Source organism: Rhodobacter sp. P1_C2 (assembly GCF_056406375.1).
On sequence record NZ_JBFUAG010000016.1, the window covers coordinates 59,295 to 83,534 of the forward strand.

28 protein-coding genes are annotated in these 24,240 nt (G+C 65.8%); 16 read left to right on the plus strand and 12 right to left on the minus strand.

From position 1 onward, the window contains the following. The first annotated feature begins 9 nt into the window (after positions 1-9). Positions 10-1,008, plus strand: a complete 999-nt coding sequence (locus AC1DZT_RS21965; protein WP_478008790.1) for a P1 family peptidase — start codon at positions 10-12, stop codon at positions 1,006-1,008. On the opposite strand, the gene AC1DZT_RS21970 is transcribed toward AC1DZT_RS21965, so the two are convergent. The 9 genes from AC1DZT_RS21970 to AC1DZT_RS22010 form a co-directional block, all read right to left on the minus strand. Then, positions 995-1,435 carry a molybdenum cofactor biosynthesis protein MoaE gene (locus tag AC1DZT_RS21970; RefSeq protein ID WP_478008791.1) on the minus strand — a complete coding sequence of 147 codons (441 nt, stop codon included), beginning with the start codon at positions 1,433-1,435 and terminating at the stop codon, positions 995-997. The two genes, AC1DZT_RS21965 and AC1DZT_RS21970, sit on opposite strands and share 14 nt — an antisense overlap. Position 1,436: 1 nt before the next feature. Beyond that, entirely contained in the window at positions 1,437-1,685 is a 249-nt protein-coding gene (gene moaD, locus AC1DZT_RS21975) for a molybdopterin converting factor subunit 1 (protein WP_478008792.1), read from the minus strand. 2 nt (positions 1,686-1,687) lie between these two features. Then, positions 1,688-2,347 carry a CDP-diacylglycerol--glycerol-3-phosphate 3-phosphatidyltransferase gene (gene pgsA, locus AC1DZT_RS21980; RefSeq protein ID WP_478008793.1) on the minus strand — a complete coding sequence of 220 codons (660 nt, stop codon included), beginning with the start codon at positions 2,345-2,347 and terminating at the stop codon, positions 1,688-1,690. Positions 2,348-2,635: 288 nt separating this feature from the next. Beyond that, positions 2,636-3,100, minus strand: a complete 465-nt coding sequence (locus AC1DZT_RS21985) for a hypothetical protein (RefSeq protein ID WP_478008794.1) — start codon at positions 3,098-3,100, stop codon at positions 2,636-2,638. A gap of 255 nt (positions 3,101-3,355) precedes the next feature. Further along, positions 3,356-4,273 (minus strand): polyphosphate kinase 2, encoded by a 918-nt coding sequence (gene ppk2, locus AC1DZT_RS21990; RefSeq protein WP_478008795.1) that lies wholly within the window; start codon positions 4,271-4,273, stop codon positions 3,356-3,358. A gap of 78 nt (positions 4,274-4,351) precedes the next feature. Beyond that, on the minus strand, positions 4,352-6,208 hold the full coding sequence (gene uvrC, locus AC1DZT_RS21995) for an excinuclease ABC subunit UvrC (RefSeq protein WP_478008796.1): 1,857 nt from the start codon (positions 6,206-6,208) through the stop codon (positions 4,352-4,354). A gap of 311 nt (positions 6,209-6,519) precedes the next feature. Beyond that, positions 6,520-7,296 (minus strand): SDR family oxidoreductase, encoded by a 777-nt coding sequence (locus AC1DZT_RS22000; protein WP_478008797.1) that lies wholly within the window; start codon positions 7,294-7,296, stop codon positions 6,520-6,522. Then, on the minus strand, positions 7,296-7,475 hold the full coding sequence (locus AC1DZT_RS22005; protein ID WP_478008798.1) for a hypothetical protein: 180 nt from the start codon (positions 7,473-7,475) through the stop codon (positions 7,296-7,298). Before AC1DZT_RS22005 ends, AC1DZT_RS22000 begins: the two co-directional genes overlap by 1 nt. A 1-nt stretch (position 7,476) precedes the next feature. Then, positions 7,477-8,265 (minus strand): S49 family peptidase, encoded by a 789-nt coding sequence (locus AC1DZT_RS22010; RefSeq protein WP_478008799.1) that lies wholly within the window; start codon positions 8,263-8,265, stop codon positions 7,477-7,479. A gap of 61 nt (positions 8,266-8,326) precedes the next feature. On the opposite strand from AC1DZT_RS22010, the gene AC1DZT_RS22015 reads away from it, so the two are divergent. The 7 genes from AC1DZT_RS22015 (at position 8,327) to AC1DZT_RS22045 (ending at position 16,460) form a co-directional block, all read left to right on the plus strand. Then, the gene (locus tag AC1DZT_RS22015; protein ID WP_478008800.1) at positions 8,327-9,214 is read left to right on the plus strand and encodes a LysR family transcriptional regulator; all 888 of its coding nucleotides are present in this window, start codon (positions 8,327-8,329) and stop codon (positions 9,212-9,214) included. Positions 9,215-9,396: 182 nt separating this feature from the next. Next, positions 9,397-9,867, plus strand: coding sequence for a formate dehydrogenase subunit gamma (locus tag AC1DZT_RS22020; protein ID WP_478008846.1), 471 nt, complete (start codon positions 9,397-9,399; stop codon positions 9,865-9,867). Continuing rightward, entirely contained in the window at positions 9,864-11,387 is a 1,524-nt protein-coding gene (locus AC1DZT_RS22025; protein WP_478008801.1) for a formate dehydrogenase beta subunit, read from the plus strand. The genes AC1DZT_RS22020 and AC1DZT_RS22025 overlap by 4 nt, the downstream gene beginning before the upstream one ends. After that, a complete protein-coding gene (gene fdhF, locus AC1DZT_RS22030) occupies positions 11,384-14,263 on the plus strand; it encodes a formate dehydrogenase subunit alpha (RefSeq protein ID WP_478008802.1) in 2,880 nt (959 codons plus the stop codon). Before AC1DZT_RS22025 ends, fdhF begins: the two co-directional genes overlap by 4 nt. Positions 14,264-14,273: 10 nt before the next feature. Beyond that, entirely contained in the window at positions 14,274-15,089 is an 816-nt protein-coding gene (gene fdhD, locus AC1DZT_RS22035) for a formate dehydrogenase accessory sulfurtransferase FdhD (RefSeq protein ID WP_478008803.1), read from the plus strand. Continuing rightward, entirely contained in the window at positions 15,079-15,309 is a 231-nt protein-coding gene (locus tag AC1DZT_RS22040) for a formate dehydrogenase subunit delta (RefSeq protein ID WP_478008804.1), read from the plus strand. Before fdhD ends, AC1DZT_RS22040 begins: the two co-directional genes overlap by 11 nt. A gap of 122 nt (positions 15,310-15,431) precedes the next feature. Further along, complete coding sequence (locus AC1DZT_RS22045; RefSeq protein WP_478008805.1) at positions 15,432-16,460, plus strand: hypothetical protein; 1,029 nt, start codon at positions 15,432-15,434, stop codon at positions 16,458-16,460. 12 nt (positions 16,461-16,472) lie between these two features. Here the strand turns inward: AC1DZT_RS22045 and AC1DZT_RS22050 are convergent, their stop codons facing one another. Both AC1DZT_RS22050 and AC1DZT_RS22055 read right to left on the minus strand, forming a co-directional pair. Continuing rightward, on the minus strand, positions 16,473-17,279 hold the full coding sequence (locus AC1DZT_RS22050; RefSeq protein WP_478008806.1) for a YdcF family protein: 807 nt from the start codon (positions 17,277-17,279) through the stop codon (positions 16,473-16,475). After that, complete coding sequence (locus tag AC1DZT_RS22055) at positions 17,279-17,752, minus strand: metal-dependent hydrolase (protein ID WP_478008807.1); 474 nt, start codon at positions 17,750-17,752, stop codon at positions 17,279-17,281. The genes AC1DZT_RS22050 and AC1DZT_RS22055 overlap by 1 nt, the downstream gene beginning before the upstream one ends. Before the next feature lie 299 nt (positions 17,753-18,051). On the opposite strand from AC1DZT_RS22055, the gene AC1DZT_RS22060 reads away from it, so the two are divergent. From AC1DZT_RS22060 to AC1DZT_RS22075, 4 genes are all read left to right on the plus strand, one after another. Next, positions 18,052-18,975, plus strand: a complete 924-nt coding sequence (locus tag AC1DZT_RS22060) for a tetratricopeptide repeat protein (protein WP_478008808.1) — start codon at positions 18,052-18,054, stop codon at positions 18,973-18,975. 60 nt (positions 18,976-19,035) lie between these two features. Further along, positions 19,036-19,680, plus strand: coding sequence for an LON peptidase substrate-binding domain-containing protein (locus tag AC1DZT_RS22065; protein ID WP_478008809.1), 645 nt, complete (start codon positions 19,036-19,038; stop codon positions 19,678-19,680). Continuing rightward, entirely contained in the window at positions 19,677-19,892 is a 216-nt protein-coding gene (locus AC1DZT_RS22070) for a Trm112 family protein (protein ID WP_478008810.1), read from the plus strand. Before AC1DZT_RS22065 ends, AC1DZT_RS22070 begins: the two co-directional genes overlap by 4 nt. A gap of 133 nt (positions 19,893-20,025) precedes the next feature. Then, positions 20,026-20,847: a L,D-transpeptidase gene (locus AC1DZT_RS22075; RefSeq protein ID WP_478008811.1), complete on the plus strand. Its 822-nt coding sequence runs from the start codon at positions 20,026-20,028 to the stop codon at positions 20,845-20,847. Between the two features lie 58 nt (positions 20,848-20,905). On the opposite strand, the gene AC1DZT_RS22080 is transcribed toward AC1DZT_RS22075, so the two are convergent. Continuing rightward, positions 20,906-21,247 carry a cupin domain-containing protein gene (locus AC1DZT_RS22080; RefSeq protein ID WP_478008812.1) on the minus strand — a complete coding sequence of 114 codons (342 nt, stop codon included), beginning with the start codon at positions 21,245-21,247 and terminating at the stop codon, positions 20,906-20,908. 142 nt (positions 21,248-21,389) lie between these two features. Here AC1DZT_RS22080 and panB point away from each other — a divergent pair, with 142 nt between their 5' ends. From panB to AC1DZT_RS22100, 4 genes are all read left to right on the plus strand, one after another. Then, positions 21,390-22,235, plus strand: a complete 846-nt coding sequence (panB, locus tag AC1DZT_RS22085) for a 3-methyl-2-oxobutanoate hydroxymethyltransferase (protein ID WP_478008813.1) — start codon at positions 21,390-21,392, stop codon at positions 22,233-22,235. Beyond that, a complete protein-coding gene (panC, locus tag AC1DZT_RS22090; RefSeq protein ID WP_478008814.1) occupies positions 22,235-23,074 on the plus strand; it encodes a pantoate--beta-alanine ligase in 840 nt (279 codons plus the stop codon). Before panB ends, panC begins: the two co-directional genes overlap by 1 nt. 100 nt (positions 23,075-23,174) lie before the next feature. Beyond that, complete coding sequence (locus AC1DZT_RS22095; RefSeq protein WP_478008815.1) at positions 23,175-23,432, plus strand: hypothetical protein; 258 nt, start codon at positions 23,175-23,177, stop codon at positions 23,430-23,432. A 10-nt stretch (positions 23,433-23,442) separates the two neighbouring features. After that, entirely contained in the window at positions 23,443-24,063 is a 621-nt protein-coding gene (locus AC1DZT_RS22100) for a DUF1523 family protein (RefSeq protein WP_478008816.1), read from the plus strand. The last annotated feature ends 177 nt before the right edge of the window (positions 24,064-24,240 follow it).

Below are 24,240 nucleotides of genomic sequence, written 5' to 3' on the forward strand. Positions count from 1 at the left end.
AGTGTTCAGATGAAACCCGGCCCGAGGAACCTGATCACCGATGTCGCGGGCCTGCAGGTCGGGCTGGCAGAGGATGCCGCCTTACGCTCCGGCGTCACGGTTCTGCTGGGCGAGCGGCCCTTCACGGCGGCGGTTTCGGTGATGGGCGGCGCGCCCGGCACGCGGGAGACGGATCTTTTGTCCCCGGACCGGCTGGTGCAGGAGGTCGATGCGCTGGTCCTGTCGGGCGGCTCGGCCTTTGGCCTCGATGCCTGCAGCGGCGTGGCGGATGGCTTGCGGGCGCGGGGGCGCGGTTTTGCGGTGGGCGATCAGCGCGTGCCGATCGTGCCGGGGGCGATCCTGTTCGATCTGTTGAACGGCGGCGACAAAGGGTGGGGCCGCAATCCTTACTACGATCTGGGGCGGCAGGCGCTGGACCGGGCGGGGATGGAATTTGCCCTCGGCTCCGCCGGGGCGGGATATGGCGCGATGACCGGGCGCTGGAAGGGCGGGCTCGGCTCGGCCTCTGTGGTTCTGGACAGCGGGATCACGGTGGCGGCGCTGGTCGCGGTCAATGCGCTGGGCTCGGTCACCGTGGGGGAGGGGCCGCAGTTCTGGGCCGCCCCCTTCGAGATGGCGGCAGAGTTCGGCGGACTTGGGCCTTCTACCCAACTGGCCGACACCCACGACGTCGAGCCGAAGAAGCGGCTGGGCGAGGCCACGACCATCGCCATCGTCGCCACCGATGCCCGGCTGAGCAAGGCACAGGCGCATCGGATGGCAGTGGCGGCGCATGACGGGATGGCGCGGGCCATCGTGCCCTCGCATACGCTACTGGATGGTGATCTGGTCTTTGCGGCGGCGACGGGGTTGCGCGATCTCTCCGACCCGATCCGCGACCAGTTCCAGCTGGGCCATGCCGCGGCGACCTGCCTTGCGCGGGCGATTGCGCGCGGCGTCTATCTGGCCCGCGCCATGCCGGGGGATCTGCAACCCAGCTGGGCCTCGCGCTGGGCTACCAGCGGCTGAGGGCGTCCTCGTCCTCGTCCTTGGCGGCGACCCAGGTCGCGCCGTCCAGCCCGATTTCCTTCTTCCAGAAGGGGGCGCGGGATTTGAGGTAATCCATCAGGAACTCGGCCGCCTCGAAGGCCGCCACACGGTGGGGCGAGGCGGTGGCGACCATCATGATCTGCGCGCCGGATTCCAGCGTGCCGTGGCGGTGGATCACCAGCGCATCGGTCAGGGCCCAGCGGTCCATCGCCTGATCCATGATCGCGGCAATCGCGCTTTCGGTCATGCCGGGGTAATGCTCGATCTCCATCGCCTTCAGGCTTCCACTGCCGTCGCGCACCACGCCGGTGAAGGTGACGACCGCGCCCGCCCCGGGGATACTGGCGCTGAAGGCGTTGAGTTCCGCCCCGGCGTCGAAAGCCGCTTCCTGCACCGACAGCTTCATCTCAACCCCCGGTCATCGGCGGGAAGAAGGCCACTTCGCGCACGCCACTCAAGGGCGCGTCAAAGGCGGAAAGCTTCTGGTCCAGCGCCACCCGCAGGCTTTTGAGGTCGGCGAAGGCCAGGGCGTAGCGCTCTTCCCGGGCGGAAAGCTCGGCGATCAGGTCCGATACGGTCAGCGCCGCCGTCTCGACCTTTTCGCGCGGCAGGCCGATGCGTTCGCGGACCCAGGCAAAGTAAAGCACCTCGACCATGATCAGTCTTTCAGTTGCGGCAGGGATTTGCGGAAGTAATCCCAGCCCGTGTAGGCGGTCAGCAGAGCGGCGACCCAGATCAGGATCAGCCCCGCCTCGGTCGCGTAAGAGGAACAGCCGCGCATCCCGCAGCTGCGGATCGGATCGGCCAGGCCCTTGGCCACGAGGTCGGCATATTGCTCGACCGTCTTGCCTTGGCGGGCGATGCCCTCCAGATGTTCCAGCCCGGTGCCGAGGAAGAGGACCGCGATGGCGATCATCTGGGCGGTGGTCTTCCACTTTGCAAGCTTGGTGACCTTCAAAAGCCCCGCCTTGGCGCCGAGATATTCGCGCAACCCGCCGACAAAGACCTCACGGAACAGGATCACCGTGGCGGGCAGGATCAGCCAGGGGTTCATGCCCGAATAGCCGGTCAGGATCAGCAGCGCGATCACCACCATCGCCTTGTCGGCGATCGGGTCCAGCATGGTGCCGAACTTGCTTTCCTGCTTCCAGAGCCGCGCGAGGTAGCCGTCGAAGTAATCGGTGATCGCGGCCGAAACGAAGAGAGTCAGCGCGAACCAATCGGCCAGCGGGCGGTTGAAATAGAGGAACATCACCGGGACGCCGGGGGCGGCCAGGAGGCGCATCGTGGTCAGGGTGTTGGGGATCGTCCACTTCATGGGGAATTGGTAGCTGAAGCTTCAAGCAGGGGAAAGGGGGGCTGAGATGCCTTGGCGGAGTTGGTTTGCCGTGTGAAATCGGCGGATTTCACGCGTGCAAAGCACAGCAACTTATTGATTTTCATATCATTTACAATTTTCGTTAAGCTTTTGTTTACCGCGTCCGTCGACTTTCACGGCTTTGTCACCCGCGCCGGCCGTCCTTGCCCTGACTTGCGCCGCCCGAGGAACGGCGACTTTCCGCAGTCCCCGACCGGTCGGCTGCCTGAAAGCCCGGTCAGGCACTGCCTATCCCATGAAAGACCTGCCCGCGCCGCGCCGCAGCAGCGCTGCGGTCGCCGCTCGCAAGATCATTCCAATCGTCGCCGGGACCAGCGCCACCACCGCTGACTTGGCCGCAAACAAGGCCCTATCCGAGATGCGCGTGGTCCCGAAGTCGCCCTTCGGTGAGGGCAGCAAGATGTGAAACAGCATTTCCATGACGATGGCCAGGAACACGATTTCAAATACCGAAAAGAAGATCAGCAGCCCGTGCTTCGGCCAAATCATCGCCGGAATGATCGCAGCAAGGTAGCATATCTCAAAAATGACGGCGACGAAGATTGCATGGATGACATCGAGACCCATGGCCATCTGAAGCAAGACGAGAGTTACGGGAAACAGAAGGGCCAGCGAAACCTCGGGCATCAATCCCGATGGTCTGCACCCGCTGGCGAGCCAAGGTCCTGCGGCGGCCCATGGGGATCTGGTCATCAGACGGCTCCTTGCCTCTGGAGGAACGACCGGATGCTGAAACGGACCCGGGCGATCGCGTCATCCCGTGTCCGAACCGAAACCCGGCTCGGGTCCCTTTGATCTATTCAGAAGAGGGTGCCGACGGCAACCGTCCCTGCGGTGATCCGGGCCACCTCCTGCGAGAAGGCGGCGTCCTGGGAGAAGGCGGCCAGAGGGCGCATGGCACGCGGTCTGCGCGCGGGAAGGTAGAGAGATCCCAGTCTCCCCCCGCGCCTAGTACTTCTGCGGGACATAAAGCTCGCGCGGCAAGGTGGCGCGTTCGTAATCGGGGTTGAAGACGCGCTCGGGCAGGTGGATTTCCTCATGCGCGACATCGCGGTAAGGGATCAGAGACAGAAGGTGGCTGATGCAGTTCAGCCGGGCGCGCTTCTTGTCATTGCCCTCGACGATGTACCAGGGCGCCTCGTCGATGTTCGAGCGGGCGAACATCTCTTCCTTGGCCTTGGTGTACTGCTCCCACCGGATGCGGGATTGCAGGTCCATCGGCGACAGTTTCCACTGTTTGAACGGGTCATGGATGCGGACGAGGAAGCGCATCTGCTGTTCCTCGTCGGTGATCGAGAACCAGTATTTGATGACGCGGATGCCGGAACGGACCAGCATCCGTTCGAACTCGGGGACCGAGCGGAAGAATTCCTCGACCTGATCCTCGGTGGCAAAGCCCATGACGCGTTCGACCCCGGCGCGGTTGTACCAGGAGCGGTCGAAGAGCACGATCTCGCCCCCGGCGGGCAGGTGCGGGATGTAGCGCTGGAAATACCACTGGGTCTTTTCGCGGTCGGACGGCGCGGGCAGGGCCACGGTGCGCACGACGCGCGGGTTGAGGCGCTGGGTGATCCGCTTGATCACGCCGCCCTTGCCGGCGCTGTCGCGGCCCTCGAACAGGACCACGACCTTTTCGCCGGTGTGCTGGACCCAGTCCTGCAGCTTGATGAGTTCGGCCTGCAGGTGGATCAGGCTGGTCAGATAGGTCTTGTTGTCCAAGGCGTCCGGGTGGCGGTCCTTGTAGATGCGGGCGATCTCGCGGGAAAGGGCGGCGTCCTCCATCTCCAGCTCGAGGTCTTCGACCAGGGCATCGGCCAGTTCTTCGGCCAGCCAATCCTGCGCGGGTTCTTCGGACATCAGTGCCATGCGGGCCTCCAAGGGTGCGACGGGGCGGTTCACTGGGGGTCAAACACAGTTGCGTGACGGTTTTGCGACGATTGGCGGTTACCCCTTGGCGTGGAAGAAGTTGTAGATCCCCTCGGCCATCGCCGCCGAAATGCCGTTGACCGCCATCAGGTCGGGCAGGGCGGCGCGGGCCACCGCCTTGGCGGAACCGAAATGCGCCAGAAGCGCGCGCTTGCGCGTGGCGCCCACGCCCGGAATGTCATCGAGGGGCGTGATCGACACCTGCTTGGCCCGTTTCGCCCGATGCGCGCCATTGGCCCAGCGGTGCGCCTCGTCGCGCAGGCGCTGGATGAAGTAGAGGACCGGGTCATTGCGCGGCAGGGCCATGACGGGCTGGCCGGTGCGGTAGAACTCTTCCTTGCCGGCGTCGCGGTCGATGCCCTTGGCGACACCCACCATCGCGATGTCATCCACCCCCAGTTCCGACAGGATGCCCGCCACGGCCGAGACCTGCCCCGCGCCGCCGTCAATCAGCAGAAGGTCGGGCCAGGCGTCGGATTTGCGTTCGGGGTCTTCCTTCAACAGCCGTTCGAAGCGCCGCGTCATCACCTCGCGCATCATGCCGAAGTCGTCGGAATTGGCCCCGGCGGCGGATTTGATGTTGAACTTGCGGTACTGGCTTTTGAGGAACCCCTCCGCCCCGGCCACGATCATGCCGCCCACGGCATCCGATCCCTGGATATGGGCGTTGTCATAGACCTCGATCCGCTTCGGCGGGCCGTCGAGGTCGAAGGCATCGGCGAGGCCCTGCAGCAGCTTGTTCTGGGTCGAACTTTCCGACATCCGCCGCGCGAGGCTTTCGCGGGCGTTGCGGGCGGCGTTTTCCATCAGTTCGGCCTTCTCGCCCCGCTGCGGCACGGCGATTTCGACCTTGCGCCCGGCGCGTTCGGACAGAAGCTGGCCCAGAAGGTCGGGGTTTTCGACCGGATGGGAGAGGAGGACCAGGGGCGGCGGTTCCTTGTCGTCGTAGAACTGGGCGACGAAGGCTTCCATGATCTCGGGCTCTTCCGCGCCCGCCCCGGTCTTGGGGTAGAAGTCGCGGTTGCCCCAGCTTTGATGGGCGCGGATGAAGAAGACCTGCACGCAGGCCTGGCCATGTTCGAGGTGGAGCGCCACGACATCCGCCTCGGCCACGCCCTTCGGGTTGATGCCTTGCGCCGACTGGATCTGGGTCAGCGCCTTGATCCGGTCGCGGAGCGCTGCGGCACGTTCGAACTCCATCGCTTCGGACGCCGCCTGCATCTGGGTGGCGAGGTCGGATTGCACGGTGGTGGTCTTGCCTTGCAGGAACAGTTCGGCATCGGCGACCAGCGCGCCATAGCTCGCCTCGTCCACCTTGCCGACGCAGGGGGCCGAGCAGCGCTTGATCTGGTATTGCAGGCAGGGGCGGGTGCGGCCTTCGAACATGCTGTCGGTGCAGTTGCGCAGAAGGAAGACCTTCTGCAGCTGGTTCAGCGTGCGGGTGACCGCGCCCGCGCTGGCGAAGGGGCCGAAATAGCTGCCCTTCTCGGTCTTCTTGCCGCGGTGCTTCTTGATCTGGGGGAAGGGATGTTCCTTGCCGATCAGGATGTTGGGAAAGCTCTTGTCGTCGCGCAACAGCACGTTGTAGCGCGGCTTCAATTGCTTGATCAGGTTCTGTTCAAGCAGCAGCGCCTCGGTCTCGGTCCGCGTGGTCAGGAACATCATCGCGGCGGTCTCGAAGATCATCCGGGCGATCCGCGCCGAATGGCCCGAACCCCGCGCATAATTCGACACCCGCGCCTTGAGGTTGCGCGCCTTGCCGACGTACAGCACCTCGCCCTTGGTGTTCAGCATCCGGTAAACGCCGGGCGAATTGTCCAGGGTCTTGAGGTAGGCCTGGATCACCTCCTGGCCGGTTTGGATCTCGTCGGTCACTTGCGCGCTTTCGCTTTCGATTCTGCTTTGGCTCGGGTCTTGGCTGCAATGATATGGCGGTTGGGGCAAGGGAAAAGAAGTCCACCGTTTCTGTGGATAAGTTTATGGAGAACTTTTCAGAAGCGCGGATTTTCCCTTGAAATCTGCCCCTTTCGCAGAGTTGATTAAAAAAGAGGCGGTTTTGTAACGTGTTGAAATCACGCGAAACAATTTTGAGTCCCGAGCAAATCCCTGATAAACATAAAGAATTCGTGACTGATTTGTGAAGGCGCGTGCCAAAGTGGACAAGTCGCCGCACCCGCGAATTTTTCTTACTCCACGCCGATCACATCGGGGGTCGCCCAGGCCAGATGCTGGCCGCCGTCGACGGCGATCAGCTGGCCGGTGACGGCGGGCGAGTCGAGGAAGAATCCAAGCGCTGCCACGATATCGGCGGGGCCTGCGCCACGCTTCAGAATGGTGGCCTCGCGCTGGCGGGCGAAGTGGCTTTCGGTCTGCCGCGTGCCCTGCATCGTGGGACCAGGGCCGATGGCATTGACCCGCACATGCGGGGCCAGCGCCTGGGCCGAGGTCTGGGTCAGCGCCCAGAGCCCCATCTTTGCGATGGTATAGGACATGAACTCGGGCGTCAGCTTCCAGACACGCTGGTCGATCATGTTGAGGATCATGGCCTGGGCCAGAGGCTCGCCCGCGGCATCGAGCAGGGCCTGCGGTGCCTGGGCGGCAAAGGCCTGGGTCAGCACGAAGGGCGCCCGCAGGTTCGACCCGATGGCGCGGTCCCAGCTTTTGCGGGTGGCGCTGCGGATATTGTCATATTCGAAGATCGAGGCGTTGTTGACCAGCACCGTCAGCGGCCCGCCCAAGCCCGCGACCGCGGCGGGGACCAGGGCCTGCACCGCCTCCTCGTCCAGAAGATCGGCCTGCAAGAGCACGGCCTTGCGCCCCAGGGCACGGATCTCGGCGGCGGTCGCCTCGGCTTCCTCCTGCGAGGTGGAATAATGCACCGCCACATCCGCCCCGCGCCGCGCGAGGTAGAGGGCAATCTCGCGGCCAATCCTCTTGGCCCCGCCGGTGACCAGCGCCCGCATCAGCCTTTCCCGCAGATGCAGGGGGCGGTGCCGATCACCGTGCGGCCACAGTGGGCGCATTTGGCCTTGGTCTGGACCTTGGGCGGATCCGCCGGGGGATTGAGGAATTTGGTCACCAGATTGCCGATCATCGAGACGATGAGCAGCAGCATCAGAAAGACGACGACGATCTTGATCATCTCACATCCCGTAATGCGCCCGCATCAGGCGCTCTTCGACCGTCATCAGCATGTCTTCGGCGATCGTGAGGCCGAAACGGCTGAGGAGCCCGCGCTTCTGGCCCAGGGGTTGCAGGCGGACCTTCTCGCCATAAAGCTCTTTCAGCTTCGGCACCAGATGCGCCACGCCATCCGCCAAGCCCAGATCGACCGCCTTCTGGCCGACCCAGATATCGGCGTTGAAGAGGTCCTGATCCGCCAGCCGCGCGCCGCGCCGCGCCTTCACATGGGCGATGAAGGCCTGATGGATCGGGTTCTGCAGGGCCTTCAACCGCTCCACATCCTCGGGTTTCTGCGGCAGGAAAGGATCGGCGAAGCTTTTGGATTTGCCCGCCGTCACGACGCGGCGTTCGATGCCCTGCCGGGCCATCAGCTCGGGGAAGCCGAAAGAGGCGAAGATCACGCCGATGGAGCCGAGGATCGAACTGTCATCGACCCAGATCTGATCGCCGGCACAGGCCAGCCAATAGCCGCCCGAGGCCGCCATATCCTCGACAAAGGCATGGACCGGCACGTTCTTTTCGGCCGAAAGCCTGCGGATGCGGGCGGCGATCAGGCTGGACTGCACCGGCGAGCCGCCGGGCGAGTTGATCACCAGCGCCACCGCCGCGGGTTTCGACCGAAAGGCCTTTTCGATCAGGGGGGCCATGGAAGCATCGTTCAACCCCCGGCTGGAGGAGGAGATGGTGCCCGACAGCCGGATCACCGGCACGCGGGGGGGCTTCTTCAGGAAGGGGATCAGATTGCGCATGTCTAGGAGGTAAGGCGCTTCACCCTTGCGGGCAAGGGCGGATTGGGGCGAGGATGCTCACATGATCGACAAGCTGGAAATGTTCATCGCCCTCGCCGCCGAACGCCACTTCGGCCGGGCGGCGGAGGTCTGCGGGGTGACGCAACCTTCGCTCTCCTCCGCCATCCGCCAGCTGGAGGATCAGCTGGGCGTGCAACTGGTCTATCGCGGTTCGCGGTTTCAGGGCCTGACGCCGGAAGGGCAGAGCGTGCTCGACTGGGCGCGGCGGATCACCGGTGATGTGCGGGCGATGAAGGACGAGATGCGCTCGGTCCATGCCGGGCTGTCGGGCGTGGTGCGGCTGGGGGTGATCCCGACCGCCCTGCCGATGGTGGCGGACCTGACGGCGCCTTTCACGCGGCGCCACCCCAATGTGCGGGTGACCATCCTGTCGCGCACCTCGGCCGAGATCCTGTCGGGGATCGAAAGCCTCGAGCTCGATGCCGGGATCACCTATCTGGACAATGAACCCTTGGGCCGGGTGGCGCAGGTGCCCCTGTACCTGGAATATTACCGCTTTCTCTGCCTTGCCGGATCGGCCTTTGCCGACCATGACAGCGTGACCTGGGCCGAGGCTGCGGGCGAACCCCTGTGCCTTCTGACCGCCGACATGCAGAACCGCCGCATCGTCAACCAGCTTCTGGCCGAGGCCGGGGTGCGGGTGCAGCCAACGGTGGAGAGCAATTCCACCATCGCGCTGATCGCGCATGTGCGGTCCGGGCAATGGGCGAGCGTGGTGCCGATGCGGCTGGCGCAGATGTTCCAGGATGCGCGGCTGCGCTCGATCCCGCTGGTGCAGCCCGAGGCAGAACATGTCGTGGGCCTGATCACCCCGCGCCGCGATGTGCAGACCCCGGTTCTGGCGGCTTTGGTCGACGAGGCGGTGAAATTCGGGACGCGGCATCGTTAGCCCTGGCCCGGGGCGCGCTCCGCGGACCCGGCTGGGGGGGCTGCCGCCGCCCCCAGACCCCCCTGCGAGTATTTGCGCAGAGTGCAAAGGGTTTGATAGGTTTTATCTATTGATCCACGATACTCTGATATTGATTTCGCGATCAACTGGCGTAGACCGGGCGCGGACCATGGGAGGCGCCTCTGATGCTTGATACCGCCAGCACGATTGCACGGGTTGAGGAGATCCTCGCCCGCCATCACGGGATGGAGGGGGCCTTGCTGCCGATCCTGCATGCCATCCAGGAGGAATTCGGCCATGTGCCGCAGGAGGTTCTTCCCACGGTGGCGCTGGCGATGAACATCAGCCGCGCCGAAGTGCATGGGGTGATGAGCTTCTACCACGATTTCCGCGAGGCGCCGGCGGGGCGGCATGTGGTCAAGCTGTGCCGGGCGGAGGCTTGTCAGGCGGTGGGCGCGGATGATCTGGCGGCCCATGCCAGGGGGAAACTCGGGCTCGACTGGCACGAGACCTCGAAGAATGGTGCGGTGACGCTGGAGCCGGTCTTCTGCCTGGGTCTTTGCGCCTGCGGGCCGGCGGCCTTGATCGACGGCAAGCTGGTCGGGCGGCTGGATGCGGCCAAGCTGGACCGCGCGCTGGAGGAGCTGAAATGAAGATTTACCTGCCGCTCGATTCGGCTGCCGTGGCTTTGGGCGCGGATGAGATTGCCCATGCGATCCAGAAACATGCCCAGGCGCGGGGCGTCACCGTCACCCTGGTGCGCAATGGCAGCCGGGGCATGGTCTGGCTGGAACCCCTCGTCGAGGTCGAAACCCCGGAAGGCCGCCTCGCCTTCGGGCCGATGGAGCTGTCCGATGTACCGGCGCTGTTCGGCGATCTGGCCGAACATCCCAAGGCCCTGGGCCTGACCGAGCATCTGCCCTGGATGAAGGCGCAGACCCGGCTGACCTTTGCCCGCGTCGGCGTGATCGACCCGCATAACCTGGACGAATACAAGGCCCTCGGCGGCCTGACCGGCCTCAAGCGGGCGCTGACCTTGGACAAGGCCGCGATGGTGGCCGAAGTGACCAATTCCGGCCTGCGGGGCAGGGGCGGCGCGGGTTTCCCGACCGGCATCAAGTGGAAGACCGTCTCGGAAGCCGTCGCCGACCGCAAATACATCGTCTGCAACGCCGATGAGGGTGACAGCGCCACCTTCGCCGACCGGATGCTGATGGAGGGCGACCCCTTCACCCTGATCGAGGGCATGGCGATTGCCGGCCTCGCTTGTGGCGCGACCCAGGGCTATGTCTATATCCGCTCGGAATACCCGGTGGCGATCCGCGTCATGCAGGACGCCATCCAGATCGCGCGTGAGGCGGGGGTTCTGGGCAATGTCCTCGGCTCGGGCCAGATCTTCGACATGGAGGTGCGGGTCGGCGCCGGGGCCTATGTCTGCGGCGAGGAAACCAGCCTGTTGAACTCGCTTGAAGGCAAGCGCGGCGTGGTGCGTGCCAAGCCGCCGCTGCCGGCGCTGCAGGGCTTCATGGGCAAGCCCACCGTGGTCAACAACGTGATCTCGCTCGCCTCGGTGCCGGTGATCTTCGAGAAGGGGGCCGAGCATTACAAGGCCTTCGGTCTGGGCCGGTCGCGCGGCACGATCCCCTTGCAGATCGCGGGCAATGTCAAACATGGCGGGCTTTACGAGATCGCCTTTGGCGTGACCCTCGGCCAGATCGTCGATGGCATCGCGGGCGGCACGGCCTCGGGCCGACCGGTCAAGGCGGTGCAGGTCGGCGGGCCGCTCGGCGCCTATTTCCCGCGCGAACTGTTCCACACGCCCTTTGGCTACGAGGAATTTGCCGGGGCCGATGGTCTGATCGGCCATGCCGGGCTGACCGTCTTCGACGACAGCGCCGACATGCTGAAACAGGCCCGTTTCGCGATGGAGTTCTGCGCCATCGAATCCTGCGGCAAATGCACGCCCTGCCGGATTGGCGCGGTGCGCGGTGTCGAAACGGTGGACCGGATCGCCAAGGGCGATGCCGCGGCCATCCCGCTGCTGGAAGACCTCTGCGCCACGATGAAGGCCGGCTCACTTTGTGCGCTCGGCGGCTTCACGCCCTATCCGGTCCTGTCCGCACTCACCCACTTCCCTGACGACTTTTCCCGCATGAAGGAGGCCGCCGAATGAAAGATTTCATCATCCCGGATCAAGATTTCGGCACCCCGGCGGCGAAATCCAAGCGGATGGTCAGCCTGACCATCGACGGCTTTGACGTGACGGTGCCGGAAGGCACCTCGATCATGCGGGCGGCGGCGGAGGCGGGCATCAAGGTGCCGAAGCTTTGCGCCACCGACTCGGTCGATGCCTTCGGTTCCTGCCGTCTGTGCCTGGTCGAGATCGAGGGCCGCAACGGCACCCCGGCCTCCTGCACCACGCCGGTCGCTGCCGGCCTCAAGGTCCATACCCAGAACGCCAAGCTGGCCAAGCTGCGCAAGGGGGTGATGGAGCTTTACATCTCGGACCACCCGCTGGATTGCCTGACCTGTTCGGCCAATGGCGATTGCGAATTGCAGGATATGGCGGGCGTCGTCGGCCTGCGCGATGTGCGCTATGAGGCGGTGGATACGCACTTCCGCGCCAAGGACACCTCGGGCAAGGCCAATCCGCAGTATATCCCGCGCGACGACAGCAATCCCTATTTCAGCTATGACCCGCAGAAATGCATCGTCTGCTCGCGCTGCGTGCGGGCGTGTGAGGAGGTGCAGGGCACCTTCGCGCTGACCATCTCGGGCCGCGGCTTTGACAGCCGCGTCAGCGCCGGGATGAAGGGGGATGACTTCCTGTCCTCGGACTGCGTGTCCTGCGGCGCCTGCGTGGCGGCCTGCCCGACCGCGACCCTGCAGGAGAAGTCGGTCATCGAACTGGGCACGCCGACCAAATCGGTGATCACCACCTGCGCCTATTGCGGGGTTGGTTGTTCCTTCAAGGCCGAGATGCGCGGCGATGAACTGGTGCGGATGACGCCTTACAAGAACGGCAAGGCCAACCGCGGGCATTCTTGCGTCAAGGGGCGGTTTGCCTATGGCTATGCCTCCCACAAGGACCGCATCCTCAATCCGATGATCCGCGACAGCATCAACGATCCGTGGAAAGAGGTCTCCTGGCCCGAGGCCATGGAATTCGCCGCCAACCGGATGAAGGGCATCATCGCCGAACATGGCCGGCATTCGGTGGGGGTGATCACCTCCTCGCGCTGCACCAACGAGGAAGCCTATCTGGTGCAGAAGCTGACCCGCGCGGTCTTCATGAACAACAACACCGACACCTGCGCCCGGGTCTGCCATTCGCCCACGGGCTATGGTCTGGGCCAGACGCTCGGCACCTCGGCCGGGACGCAAGACTTTGACTCGGTGGAAGAAACCGATGTGGCCATCGTCATCGGCGCCAACCCGGCCTCGGGCCACCCGGTCTTTGCGAGCCGCCTGAAGAAGCGGCTGCGCCAGGGCGCCAAGCTGATCGTCATCGACCCGCGCCGGACCGAGATGGTCGAAAGCCCGCATATCAAGGCGGCGCATCACTTGGCCCTGACGCCGGGCACCAACGTGGCCATCGTGACCGCGCTGGCGCATGTGATCGTGACCGAGGGTCTGTTCGACGAGGACTTCATCCGCAACCGCTGCGACTGGGATGAATTCCAGGACTATGCCGAGTTCATCAGCCAGCCGCAGAACTCCCCCGAAGCGGTGCAGATGCTGACCGGCGTTCCGGCGGAAGAGGTGCGTGCGGCGGCCCGGCTTTATGCCAAGGGCGGCAACGGCTCGATCTATTACGGGCTGGGGGTGACGGAACACTCCCAAGGTTCGACCACCGTGATCGGCATTGCCAACCTCGCGATGATGACCGGCAATGTCGGCCGTCCGGGCGTGGGCGTGAACCCGCTGCGCGGGCAGAACAACGTGCAGGGTTCCTGCGACATGGGGTCTTTCCCGCACGAACTGCCCGGCTACCGCCATGTGAAGGGCGAGGCGGTGCGCGACATCTTCCAGAAGGTCTGGGGCGTCCAGATCGACTCGGAACCCGGCCTGCGCATCCCCAACATGCTGGATGCGGCGGTGGAGGGCACCTTCAAGGGCCTCTACTGCCAGGGCGAGGATATCCTGCAATCCGACCCCGACACCAAGCATGTCGCCGCCGGTCTGGCCGCGATGGATTGCGTGATCGTCCACGACCTCTTCCTGAACGAGACGGCGAATTACGCGCATGTCTTCCTGCCCGGCTCGACCTTCCTCGAAAAGGACGGCACCTTCACCAACGCCGAGCGTCGCATCAACATGGTCCGCAAGGTCATGGCGCCGCGCAATGGCTATGGCGACTGGGAAGTGACGCAGATGTTCGCCAATGCGATGGGGGCGCAGTGGACCTATACCCACCCGAGCCAGATCATGGACGAGATCGCGCTGACCACGCCGTCTTTCGCCGGGGTGACTTACGAGAAGCTGGAGACGATGGGCTCGATCCAGTGGCCCTGCAACGAGAAGGCGCCGGAAGGCACGCCCTTGATGCATGTCGACGGTTTCGTGCGCGGCAAGGGCAAGTTCATCAACACCGAATATGTGGCGACCGATGAACGCACCGGCCCGCGCTTCCCGCTTCTGCTGACCACCGGGCGGATCCTGAGCCAGTACAATGTGGGCGCGCAGACCCGGCGCACCCAGAACGTGGTCTGGCATGCCGAGGATGTGCTGGAAATCCACCCCTCCGACGCCGAAGTGCGCGGCATCAAGGATGGCGACTGGGTCAAGCTGGCAAGCCGTTCGGGCGAAACCACGCTCCATGCCCAGATCACCGACCGTGTGCTGCCGGGTGTGGTCTATACCACCTTCCACCACCCCGACACCCAGGCCAACGTGATCACCACCGACTATTCCGACTGGGCGACCAACTGCCCGGAATACAAGGTGACGGCGGTGCAGGTCGGCTCCTCCAACGGCCCGACCGAGTGGCAGCAGGAGTACAACGCCCAGGCCACCCTGTCGCGCCGCATCCTGCCGGCGGCCGAGTGAAGGCGGGGGCGTGATGCAAACCCACCGCCCCCTGCCGCGCCTGGCCTTCGGGTCCGGCGCGCCGTCCCCCGGCAGCCGCGTGCTGCCCGAGGAGGTGGCGGTGGCCCTGTCCTTCAACGGCTCCACCCAGGCCGTGATGATGGCGACGCCTGCCGATCTGACGGACTTCGCCTATGGTTTCGCGCTGACCGAAGGTCTGGCAAGGCCCGAGGAGATCGACTCGGTCGAGGCGGTCGAGACGCCCAAGGGCATCGATCTGCAGATCTGGGTCAAGCCCGAGGCCGAGGCGCGGCTTGCCAAGCGTCGCCGCACCATGGCGGGGCCGGTGGGCTGCGGCCTTTGCGGCATCGACTCGCTGGAAGAGGCGGTCCGTGCGCTGCCCCCGGTGACGGCGCGGTTCCAGATCACCCCGGCGCAGGTGCAGGCGGCGATTGCCGCCCTGCCGGGCGCGCAGCCCCTGCATGACATCACCCATGCCGTCCATGCGGCAGGGTTCTGGAACGGCAGGCTTCTGGCCGCGCGCGAGGATGTGGGCCGGCACAACGCGCTCGACAAACTCGCCGGGGCGATGCTGCGGGCCGGGACGCCGCCCGCCGGGGCCATCGTGCTGACCTCGCGCGTGTCGATCGACATGGTGCAGAAGGTCGCAGCCCTCGGCGTGCCGGTGCTGATCGCGGTCTCTGCCCCGACTGCCCATGCGGTTGCCATGGCCGAGGCGGCAGGGATCACCCTGATCGCGCTCGCCCGCCCCGACCGCTTTGACCTATTCACCCATGAAAGCCGCTTGATAACCGGCCCCGCCGCAGGAGAGTCCGATGTCGCATGATGCCCATGCCAAGCTGATCTACATGGCCAACCAGATCGCCAAGTTCATGGAATCCAAGCCCCATGACGAGGGTCTGGCCGGTCTTGCCAGCCATATCAACGACTTCTGGGAGCCGCGGATGCGCAAGCACCTGTTCGAGGTGCTGGATGCCGGCGGTCAGGGCCTGCGCCCGCTGGTCGTCGAGGCGGCAGAGAAGATCCGCCGGCCGGTCGCCGCCTGAAACGCTCCATCTTGCTGCCCCATTCCCTTTCTAGGCCTGTGGCCTGACCGGCCCGCCCTCGGGCCGGGCATCGCGAGGGGCGGATGGAACAGGACGGACAGGATCGCGCAGGCCGGGGGCCGATGGGCCCGACAGCGCAGAACCCTGTCCTGCGGCGCTCGTTCCGGCGCAGTTTTACCTGGCGCAACGCCCCCTGGCGCTGGTCGGGCCTGCGGGGTCCGTTCTGGGTGATGGGCGCGATCCTTCTGCTGAGCGCGCTGCTGTCGGCCTTCCTCGCCCAGAGCAGCGGTCCGAGTTACGAGGCGCAGGCGGTGGTGCAGGTCCGGCAGGACGCCACGCCGGAGGAGCCCACCGTGCCCGCGATCCTTGCGACGCTGGACGCAAGCCTTCTGTCGCGTGACGCGCTGATCGCCATGGCGCAGCGGCATGGTCTGACGGGCGAGGCGGCGGCGGCCGATCTCTTGCAGGCGGTGTCCTTCCATCCCCTGACCTCGGCGGCGGGGGCGACGCTTGGCCTTGGGCCGAAGGTGTCCGGCATCGTGATCTCGGTAAGGCTGGGCACGCCGGATCTGGCGGTGCGCATCGCCAATGATCTGGCGCTGCAGGTTCTGGACCTGGGGCAGGGCGGGCTTCTGGACCCCGGCCATGACCTTCTCCTGTTCTACCGGGGCGAGGAGGCGCGGCTTTGGCAAGAGGTCGCGGCCCTGCGCTCAGAGGTGGCGCCCGCAGCCCCGGATCAGGCGGCTCCGGATCAGGCGACCCCGGATCAGCCAGCGCCGGATCTGGCGCGGCGCCTCATGCTGCTGGAGGATCAATATGCCCTGATCCGCCAGGACCTCGCCGCGGCCGAGATTGCCGCCCGGCTGGCCCAAAGGCAGCGGAGCAGCCAGTTCGGCCTCATGCAGCGCGCCACGGTCGGCACGGTGGTGCAGCTTGGGCCGCTCTGGCCCTTGCTGGCGCTGCTGGGGCTGGGGCTGCTCGCCGGGGCTCTCGTGATGCCCGCGCGCCGGACCGGGGCGCGGTCGGGTCTGGCCAGCGCTTACTTGATGGTCGATGACCCCGACCCTCCGATCTGGGCACTGCCGCGCTTTGCGGTGGTCAGCGCGGGTCTCCTGGCCGGTCTGGTCCTGCTGTCGGTCTGGCTGCACTAGGGGCGGCGCGGGCTATTTCCCGGCGATCCGGTAGACCAGAAGCCCGAGGTATTCCTTCAGCGCCACATCCAGCACGGTCAGGTTGTGATCCAGCTGCCAGCGCGGGCGCTCCAGCCCGCTGCCGGCAAAGCCGGTGCCCCAGCGCCAGGAGGACCGGTAATCCACCGGCCAGGCGACAAGCCCGGTCCAGCCATTGCGGGTGAAACTCTCCATCGAACGCGGCATGTGGAAGGCCGAGGTGACCAGAAGATGCACCTGCCCGGGCTGCGGCTTGATCATGTCGCGGGTCATCCGCGCGTTCTCGGACGTGGTGCGCGAGGCCTGTTCCAACACGATCCGCATCGGATCGACGCCAAGGGCGACCCAGGCGTCATAGACCATCTGCGACGGGTCCTGGGGGGCGGCATCCCCGGTCAGCGAGGCCGCGGCCCCGGTGAAGACCAGCCGCGCCTGCGGAAAGCGCTTGGCCAACAGGGCGCCGGCGATCAGCCGCTCGGCCGCCTCGTTGGTCTCGATCCCGCCCCAGCGGCGGTAGGGGCCGACATCCTCCAGCCCGCCGAGGACGATGATGTCATCGACCTTTTCCACTGGCGGCTCAGCGGGATAGCGGCTTTCGAGGGGGAAGATCAGCAGATCGCCCAGGGGAAAGGCGGTCAGGAGCAGCATGGCGCCAAAAGCCAGCCCCAGCCAGACCCCGGCCTGCCGTGCCCGCCCGCGCCACAGCGCCAGCAGCGCCAGCGCCATCGCCAGCAACAGCCAGCTTTCCGCCCGTGCCGCCATGCCCAGCGTCTTGCTGGCGATGTAGAACAGATCCTGCATCAGCGCCCCCGACTCAACCAGAGAACCAGAGCCACCAGCCAGATCGCGATCTCCAGCAGAAAGGTCCAGTGAAAGACAAAGGACAGGACCCAGTTCGACCGGGTCGGCGGGATGGTGACCAGTGACAGAAGCGAGGTGTCGAAGGGCCAGAGCCAGAGGATGCCGCCCGCCAGCGTGTCAAGCACCAGGTGCAGGAAGATGGCCGCAAAGAACACCAGCGCCGTCGCCCTGAAAGGGCCGCGCCACAGCACCGACAGCGTCACGAGGGCGATGCCAAGCCAGACCAGCGGGATATGCGGCCAATAGCGGTGATGGTGGACACTGGCATGGTCGACGAAGTGAAACCACACAAGGTCGAGGTCGGGCAGCACGGCGCCGACGAGGGCGGCGGTCAGAAGGCCGGGCACCGGGCGCCGGCCCCGCTCGGCGGTGCGGGCCAGCAGATAGCCCGAGGGAAGATGCGCGGTCAGCATGGGGCCTGCCTCTGCCTTACCGTCATCTCAGACGCCGGTCCGGCCAGAAGGGCCGCACTGGCCGGAGGCGAGCGGCGTCCTCCGGGGCGCGGCCAAGGCGCAATCTGGCATCGGCAGGCCTGCGCATCGCTGCGGCACATCGGGATCGGGCAGGGCGGTCACGTCAACTTGCATGGCCCCATTTGCGCGAATGCCCGGCTTTTTGCCAAGGACTTTATCGCGCCCCGCTCCGGCCCCCCCTTGGCGTTTGGCCCCCCCTGCCGCATATAGGAGAAAAGTTTCAGCCGCATGAGGATGCCATGTTCGGAATTGCCAATCCCACTCCCGCCCCCAAGGGCGCGCATGCCGCCGACCTGATCATCGAGGGCAGCGAAGCCGGCTTCATGAAGGACGTGATCGAGCAGTCGCGGACCGTCCCGGTCATCGTGGACTTCTGGGCGCCGTGGTGCGGGCCCTGCAAGACACTCGGCCCGGCGCTGGAGGCGGCGGTGATCGCGGCCAAGGGCGCGGTCAAGATGGTCAAGATCGATGTCGACAAGGCGCAGGGCCTTGCGGGCCAGCTGCGCATCCAGTCGATCCCGACGGTCTATGCCTTCTGGCAGGGCCAGCCGGTGGACGGGTTCCAGGGCGCGGTCCCGGGCAGCGAGATCAAGAAGTTCATCGACAACCTGACCGCGATGGCCGGCACCGCCGATGGCGGCCTGGCCGAGGCGCTTGAGGCCGCCGAACAGATGCTGACCGAGGGCGCCGCCGCCGATGCCGCCGAAACCTTTGCCGCCATCCTCGCCGAAGAGCCGGAAAATGCCGGCGCCTATGGCGGGTTGATCCGCGCGCAGCTGGCGCTCGGTGATCTTGACCAAGCCGAGGCGCTGGCCGCCGCCGCCCCCGCCAAGATCGCCGCCTCGCCCGAGGTGACGGCGGCCAAGGCGCAGATCGCGCTGGCCCGGCAGGCCGCCAAGGCCGGCCCCGAGGAAGAGCTGCGCGCCGCCCTCTCCCGCGATCCGGGCAACCGCCAGATCATGTTCGACCTGGCCACCGCCCTTCATGCCGAGGGCAAGGTGGAAGAGGCGGTGGACATGCTTCTCGACCTCTTCAAGCTGGACCGCGAGTGGAACGACGGCGCCGCCAAGGCCCAGCTCTTCACCATCTTCGGCGCGCTGAAACCGCAGGACCCGGTGGTCCTGAAAGGCCGGCGCCGCCTGTCCTCGATGATCTTCGTCTGAGGGCGCCTTGGCGGCGTCCCGGGCATTTGTCATCGCAGAAATGCGCGCTAGGTTTCGGACATGATGAATCTTGCAACCCTGCCCGAGACGCTCGCCGTCTTTCCGCTGCCCGGGGCGATCCTTCTGCCCCGGTCGCGGCTGCCGCTGCATATCTTCGAGCCGCGCTATCTGGCGATGGTCGAGGATTGCCTGAAGTCCGACCGCAGGATGATCGGCATGATCCAGCCGCGCGGCGGCCCGGAGGGGGCACAGGCCCTGGCCGCGGTCGGCTGCGCCGGGCGCATCACCTCGTTTTCGGAAACCGATGACGGGCGGATGCTGATCACCCTGTCGGGCGTCGCCCGCTTTCGCGTGGTCGAGGAGATCACCGGTTTCGTGCCCTACCGGCGCTGTTCGGTCGACTGGTCGGGCTTCACCGAAGACCTTTCGGGCACCGATGTGGATGAGGCTTTCCCGCGCGAGGCCTTTCTGGACAAGCTGCAACGCTACCTGAAGGCGCGCAACCTGGGCGTCGACTGGGCCACGCTGAAAGAGGCGGATGACGAGCTGCTGATCAACGCGCTGGCCATGCTTTGCCCCTTCGCGCCCGAGGAAAAACAGGCCCTGCTGGAGGCGGCGACCCTGAAGGACCGCCGCCAGGTCCTCGAAACCCTGATCGCCTTTGCGCTGCAGACCGGCGGCGCCTCGGACGAGGTGGTGCAATGAGCGACAGGGAAGACGATTCGTTCTCGGCCCCGGCCAGTGCCAACGCCTTCGACCGCCGGATGCTCGAGGCGCTGGTCTGCCCGCGCAGCCAGGATCTTTTGCGCTATGACGCAGAAAAGCAGGAACTGATTTCGGATGTTGCGCGTTTGGCGTTCCCGATCCGGGACGGTATCCCGATCATGCTGATCAGTGTTGCACGAACGCTGGAGTGAGGATGTTTTCCGCGCCATTCTGCCTGAATTCGCGCCGGGGCTTGACTCACGCGACGTTAGGCGCTTGGTGAAAAAGACCCAATTCCCGACCGGATATACACCCGTGACCAGACTAATGACAAAATTCGCTGCCATGGCCCTGCTGTCCCTGCTGGCCGCCTGTGGAAAACCGCACGTCGAAGAACAATCGCCGCAAATGTCCGTCCTGCCGGGCTATGAGGCGGTCGAGGACGGTGGCTTCCAGATCCCCGCCGTCGATGCCCGTCTGATGGTCGATGGCTACCAGAAGACCGAAGTCGCCTATAGCGGCGACGAGGCGCCCGGCACCATCGTGGTCGATACCTTCGCCCGCAAGCTCTACTTCATCGAAGAGGGCGGCATGGCCACCCGCTACGGCATCGCCGTCGGCCGCGAGGGCCTGTCCTTCCGCGGCACCGGTGTGATCGGCCGCAAGGAGAAGTGGCCGTCCTGGACGCCTACCGCCAACATGGTGCGCACCCGTCCCGACCTTTACAAGGAATATGCCGGCGGCATGGCCGGTGGCATCGACAACCCGCTGGGTGCTCGCGCCATGTATCTCTACCGCAATGGCCGCGACACCTACTTCCGCATCCATGGCACGGTCGACAACAACTCGATCGGGCATGCCACCTCGGCCGGCTGCATCCGCCTCTTCAACCAGGATGCGATCGAGCTCTTCGACCGGGTGCAGATGGGCGCCAAGGTCAAGGTTCGCACCAAGGAGGAAAGCCTCGCGGCAGAGGGTCCCTATATGGACGACGCCTATGGCCGCGCCGTGCCCGATACCCCCGAGAATCAGGCCAAGAAGATCAAGGACGCCGCCGCCCTCGCCGCTGCCGAGGCCGCGAATCCGGCGCTGGCCGCCTATGACGCCGCGGCCCGCGCTGCCGACGAGGCCGCCCGCCAGCAGGCCGAAGCCGCCGGCGGCTACTGAGCCCTTCGCAGGTTCCGGCCCTCGGGCCGGGACCTGCATTCCTTCAGATCCGGCCTCGTCAGGCCAGGATCACATAATCCTTCAGCGTCGCCTCGACCACGCGCCAGGTGCCGGAATAGCCCGGACGGATGACGAAACTGTCGCCGGCCTGCAGGACGGTCTCCTTGCCCTCGGCATCGGTCAGGACCGAAACCCCCTCCAGAATATGCACATATTCCCATTCGGCGTAGCTCACGCGCCAGGTGCCGGGCGTGGCATGCCAGAGCCCGGCATAGAGGCCGCCGCGCTCTTCGAGGTTCCAGGTCGTGTGGACGGGATCGCCCTCGATCACCTTTTCGGGGTCGGGACGGCTGATTTCGGGGGTGATCCCTTCGCGGGACAGACGGATGAGATGTGACATGCGTGCTCCTTGCCCTGCCAATGCGCCTTTGCGCCGCAGCAAGGTCAAGCTCTTTCTGTGCTGCAATGCGGCGCAGCTTTCTTGCGCCTGCGTTGAAAACATGCCCATATTGGCGGCGACATAAGCTTGCGGAGCCTGAAAGATGAGCGCGACCCCGTCCACCGGACATAGCGAGTTGCGGTCGGTTCTGCCGCCCGAAATCCGCGCCCGCAAAGGCCAGGCCCCTCTGGTGGTGCTGACCGCCTATACCACGCCGATGGCGCGGCTGGTCGATGCGCATTGCGATGTGGCGCTGGTCGGCGATTCGGTCGGCATGGTGCTGCATGGTCTGCCCTCGACCCTCGGCGTGACGATGGAGATGATGATCCTGCACGGCCGCGCCGTGGTGCGCGGGCTGAAGCGGGCGATGGCGGTCATCGACATGCCCTTCGGCAGCTACGAGGAAAGCCCGGAGCAGGCCTATCGCAACGCCGCCCGCCTGATGGTGGAAACCGGCGCGCCTGCGGTCAAGCTTGAAGGCGGCAGCCACATGGCCGAGACGATCGCCTTTCTGACGGCGCGTGGCGTGCCGGTGATGGCCCATATCGGCCTGACCCCGCAGGCGGTCAATACGCTGGGCGGTTACAAGGTGGTGGGCCGGGCGGACGAGGCCGAGCGCGTCATGCAGGACGCCCTGGCGATCGAGGCGGCGGGTGCCTTCTCGGTCGTGCTGGAGAAGGTGCCGGTCGGTCTGGCCGCACGGATCACTCAAAGGCTTGCGATCCCGACCATAGGCATCGGCGCGGGCGTTCAATGCGACGGCCAGGTTCTGGTGGTGGATGACATGCTGGGCATGTTCACCGACTTCCGCCCGAAATTCGTCAAGCGTTACGGCAACCTTGGCGAGGCGGCGGGCGAGGCGATCGCCGCCTATGCCGAGGATGTCCGCAACCGCCGCTTCCCGGGTCCCGAACATGGCTTTGCCGATGTCCTGCCGGGGAAAGCCTGATGATCGCGACCTTTCGTGACGTGGCCGCCCTGCGGCAGGTGGTGCGCGGCTGGAAGGCTGCAGGCCAAAGCGTCGGCGTGGTGCCCACCATGGGCGCGCTGCACGAAGGTCATTTGAGCCTGGTGCGCGCCGCCAAGGCCGGCTCCGACCGGGTGATCGTGACGATCTTCGTGAACCCGAAACAGTTCAACAACAGCGAGGATCTGGCGAAATACCCCCGCACCGAGGCGGCCGATCTGGCGCTTCTTGCGCCCGAGGGGGTGGATGCGATCTTCGCTCCGCCGCCCGAGGTGGTCTATCCGCCGGGCTTTGCCACCACGGTCAGCGTCGTGGGCGTGGCTGACCCGCTGGAAGGCGCGCTGCGCCCCGGCCATTTCGCCGGCGTGGCGACGGTGGTCGCCAAGCTCTTCGGCATGACCCAGGCCGACCGCGCCTATTTCGGCGAGAAGGACTGGCAGCAGTTGCAGGTCATCCGCCGGATGGTCGCCGACCTGAACCTGACCGTCGAGGTCACGGGCTGCCCCACGCTGCGGGCGGAGAGCGGCCTCGCCCTGTCGTCGCGCAACCAGCGCCTGTCGCCTGCTGCCCTGCAAATGGCCCCGGCCCTGCACCGCGCGATGCGCGAGGCGGCGCAGGACCTGCGCGCCGGCGCCCTGCCTGAGGAGGCGCTGGCCCGCGCCGAAGCCGCGGTTCTGCAAGCGGGTTTCAGTGCGGTCGAATATCTGACCCTGCGCGACGCCGAAAGCCTTGCCCCTGCCGAGGATATGACCCGCCCCCTGCGGCTTCTGGCCGCCGCCTGGCTCGACGGCGTGCGCCTGATCGACAATATCGCGGTCTGACCCCGCAGCGCGGCACCGTGCCGCGCCGGCTCGGCCCGTGCAAGGCCCTTGAACCAAAGGGCGGAGCGGACTAGCTGACTAGGGGCAGGGGGGCGCTTTCATGTTGCAACTCATCATCGGCGGGTTTGTCGGGTTGACGGTGATCTACTGGATCATCTCGGCCTATTCCCGCTCTGTGCGCCGCGAGACGCTTGAGAACGACTTCGACGCCGGCGGCCATCCCGGCCTGCGCGAGGATTTCGTGGCAACAGGCATGGCGGAATACGAACACGGGCTGCGCAAGCGGTTGATCCTGCTGGTCTATGTGATCCCGGTGGTGTTGATCGTCCTGATCGCCTATGTCGTGAACCACACATGAGGAGGGTCTGATGCGCAAGGTCAAATGGGCGATCTGGGGGCTTGTGGCGCTGATCGTCGCCGGGTTTCTCGACTATACGCTGCCCCAGCACGACGTGGTGCGCATCACCGAGGCCTATAACCGGGTGACCACGGTCAGCTGGGCCAACCGGTATTTCTACGCCTCGCCCGACACCGGCACCGCAGAGGGCAAGGACAGCCGCGACATCCGCTTCATCAATGCGGCCTATGCCGATGGCAAGGTCATGGTCTACCGCAACGAGGATACCGGCTGGATCTGGCCACCCTATTTCAAATACGACAGCTCGAACCTGCAGGCGGTGGCGACCAACCTGAAATCCTCGGACGGCGCGCCGAAATGGGTGATGGTGACACATTACGGCTGGCGCTGGGCGATGCTGTCGATCTTCCCCAATGCCGTGCGCATCACCGAAGTGTCCGGCCCGGATGTGAGCTTTTTCCCCTGGCTCAACGTGATCATCCTGACCCTCTTGGCCTTCCTCGCCTTTATGGCGCGGCGGATGTGGCTGCAGTTCTGGGAGCGGATGGTCGACCCCGCGGTGGCCGAGGTGCAAGAGGCCGGCGACCGCACCCGCGGCTGGTTCTCGCGCCTCTTTGGCCGCAAGTCCTGACCGGAGGGCGCGCGGCGGCCCCGGCTGGGGGCTGCCTGCCCCCAGACCCCCGGGGATATTTATGGACCAATGAAAGGGCAAGAGGCTGCTTTTGCTCCTTGCCAAATACTCCGGGGCTCGGGGCAGCGCCCCGCCGCTGTGCCGATAGACCGGGTGACGGCGGCGTAGGCCCGCCAC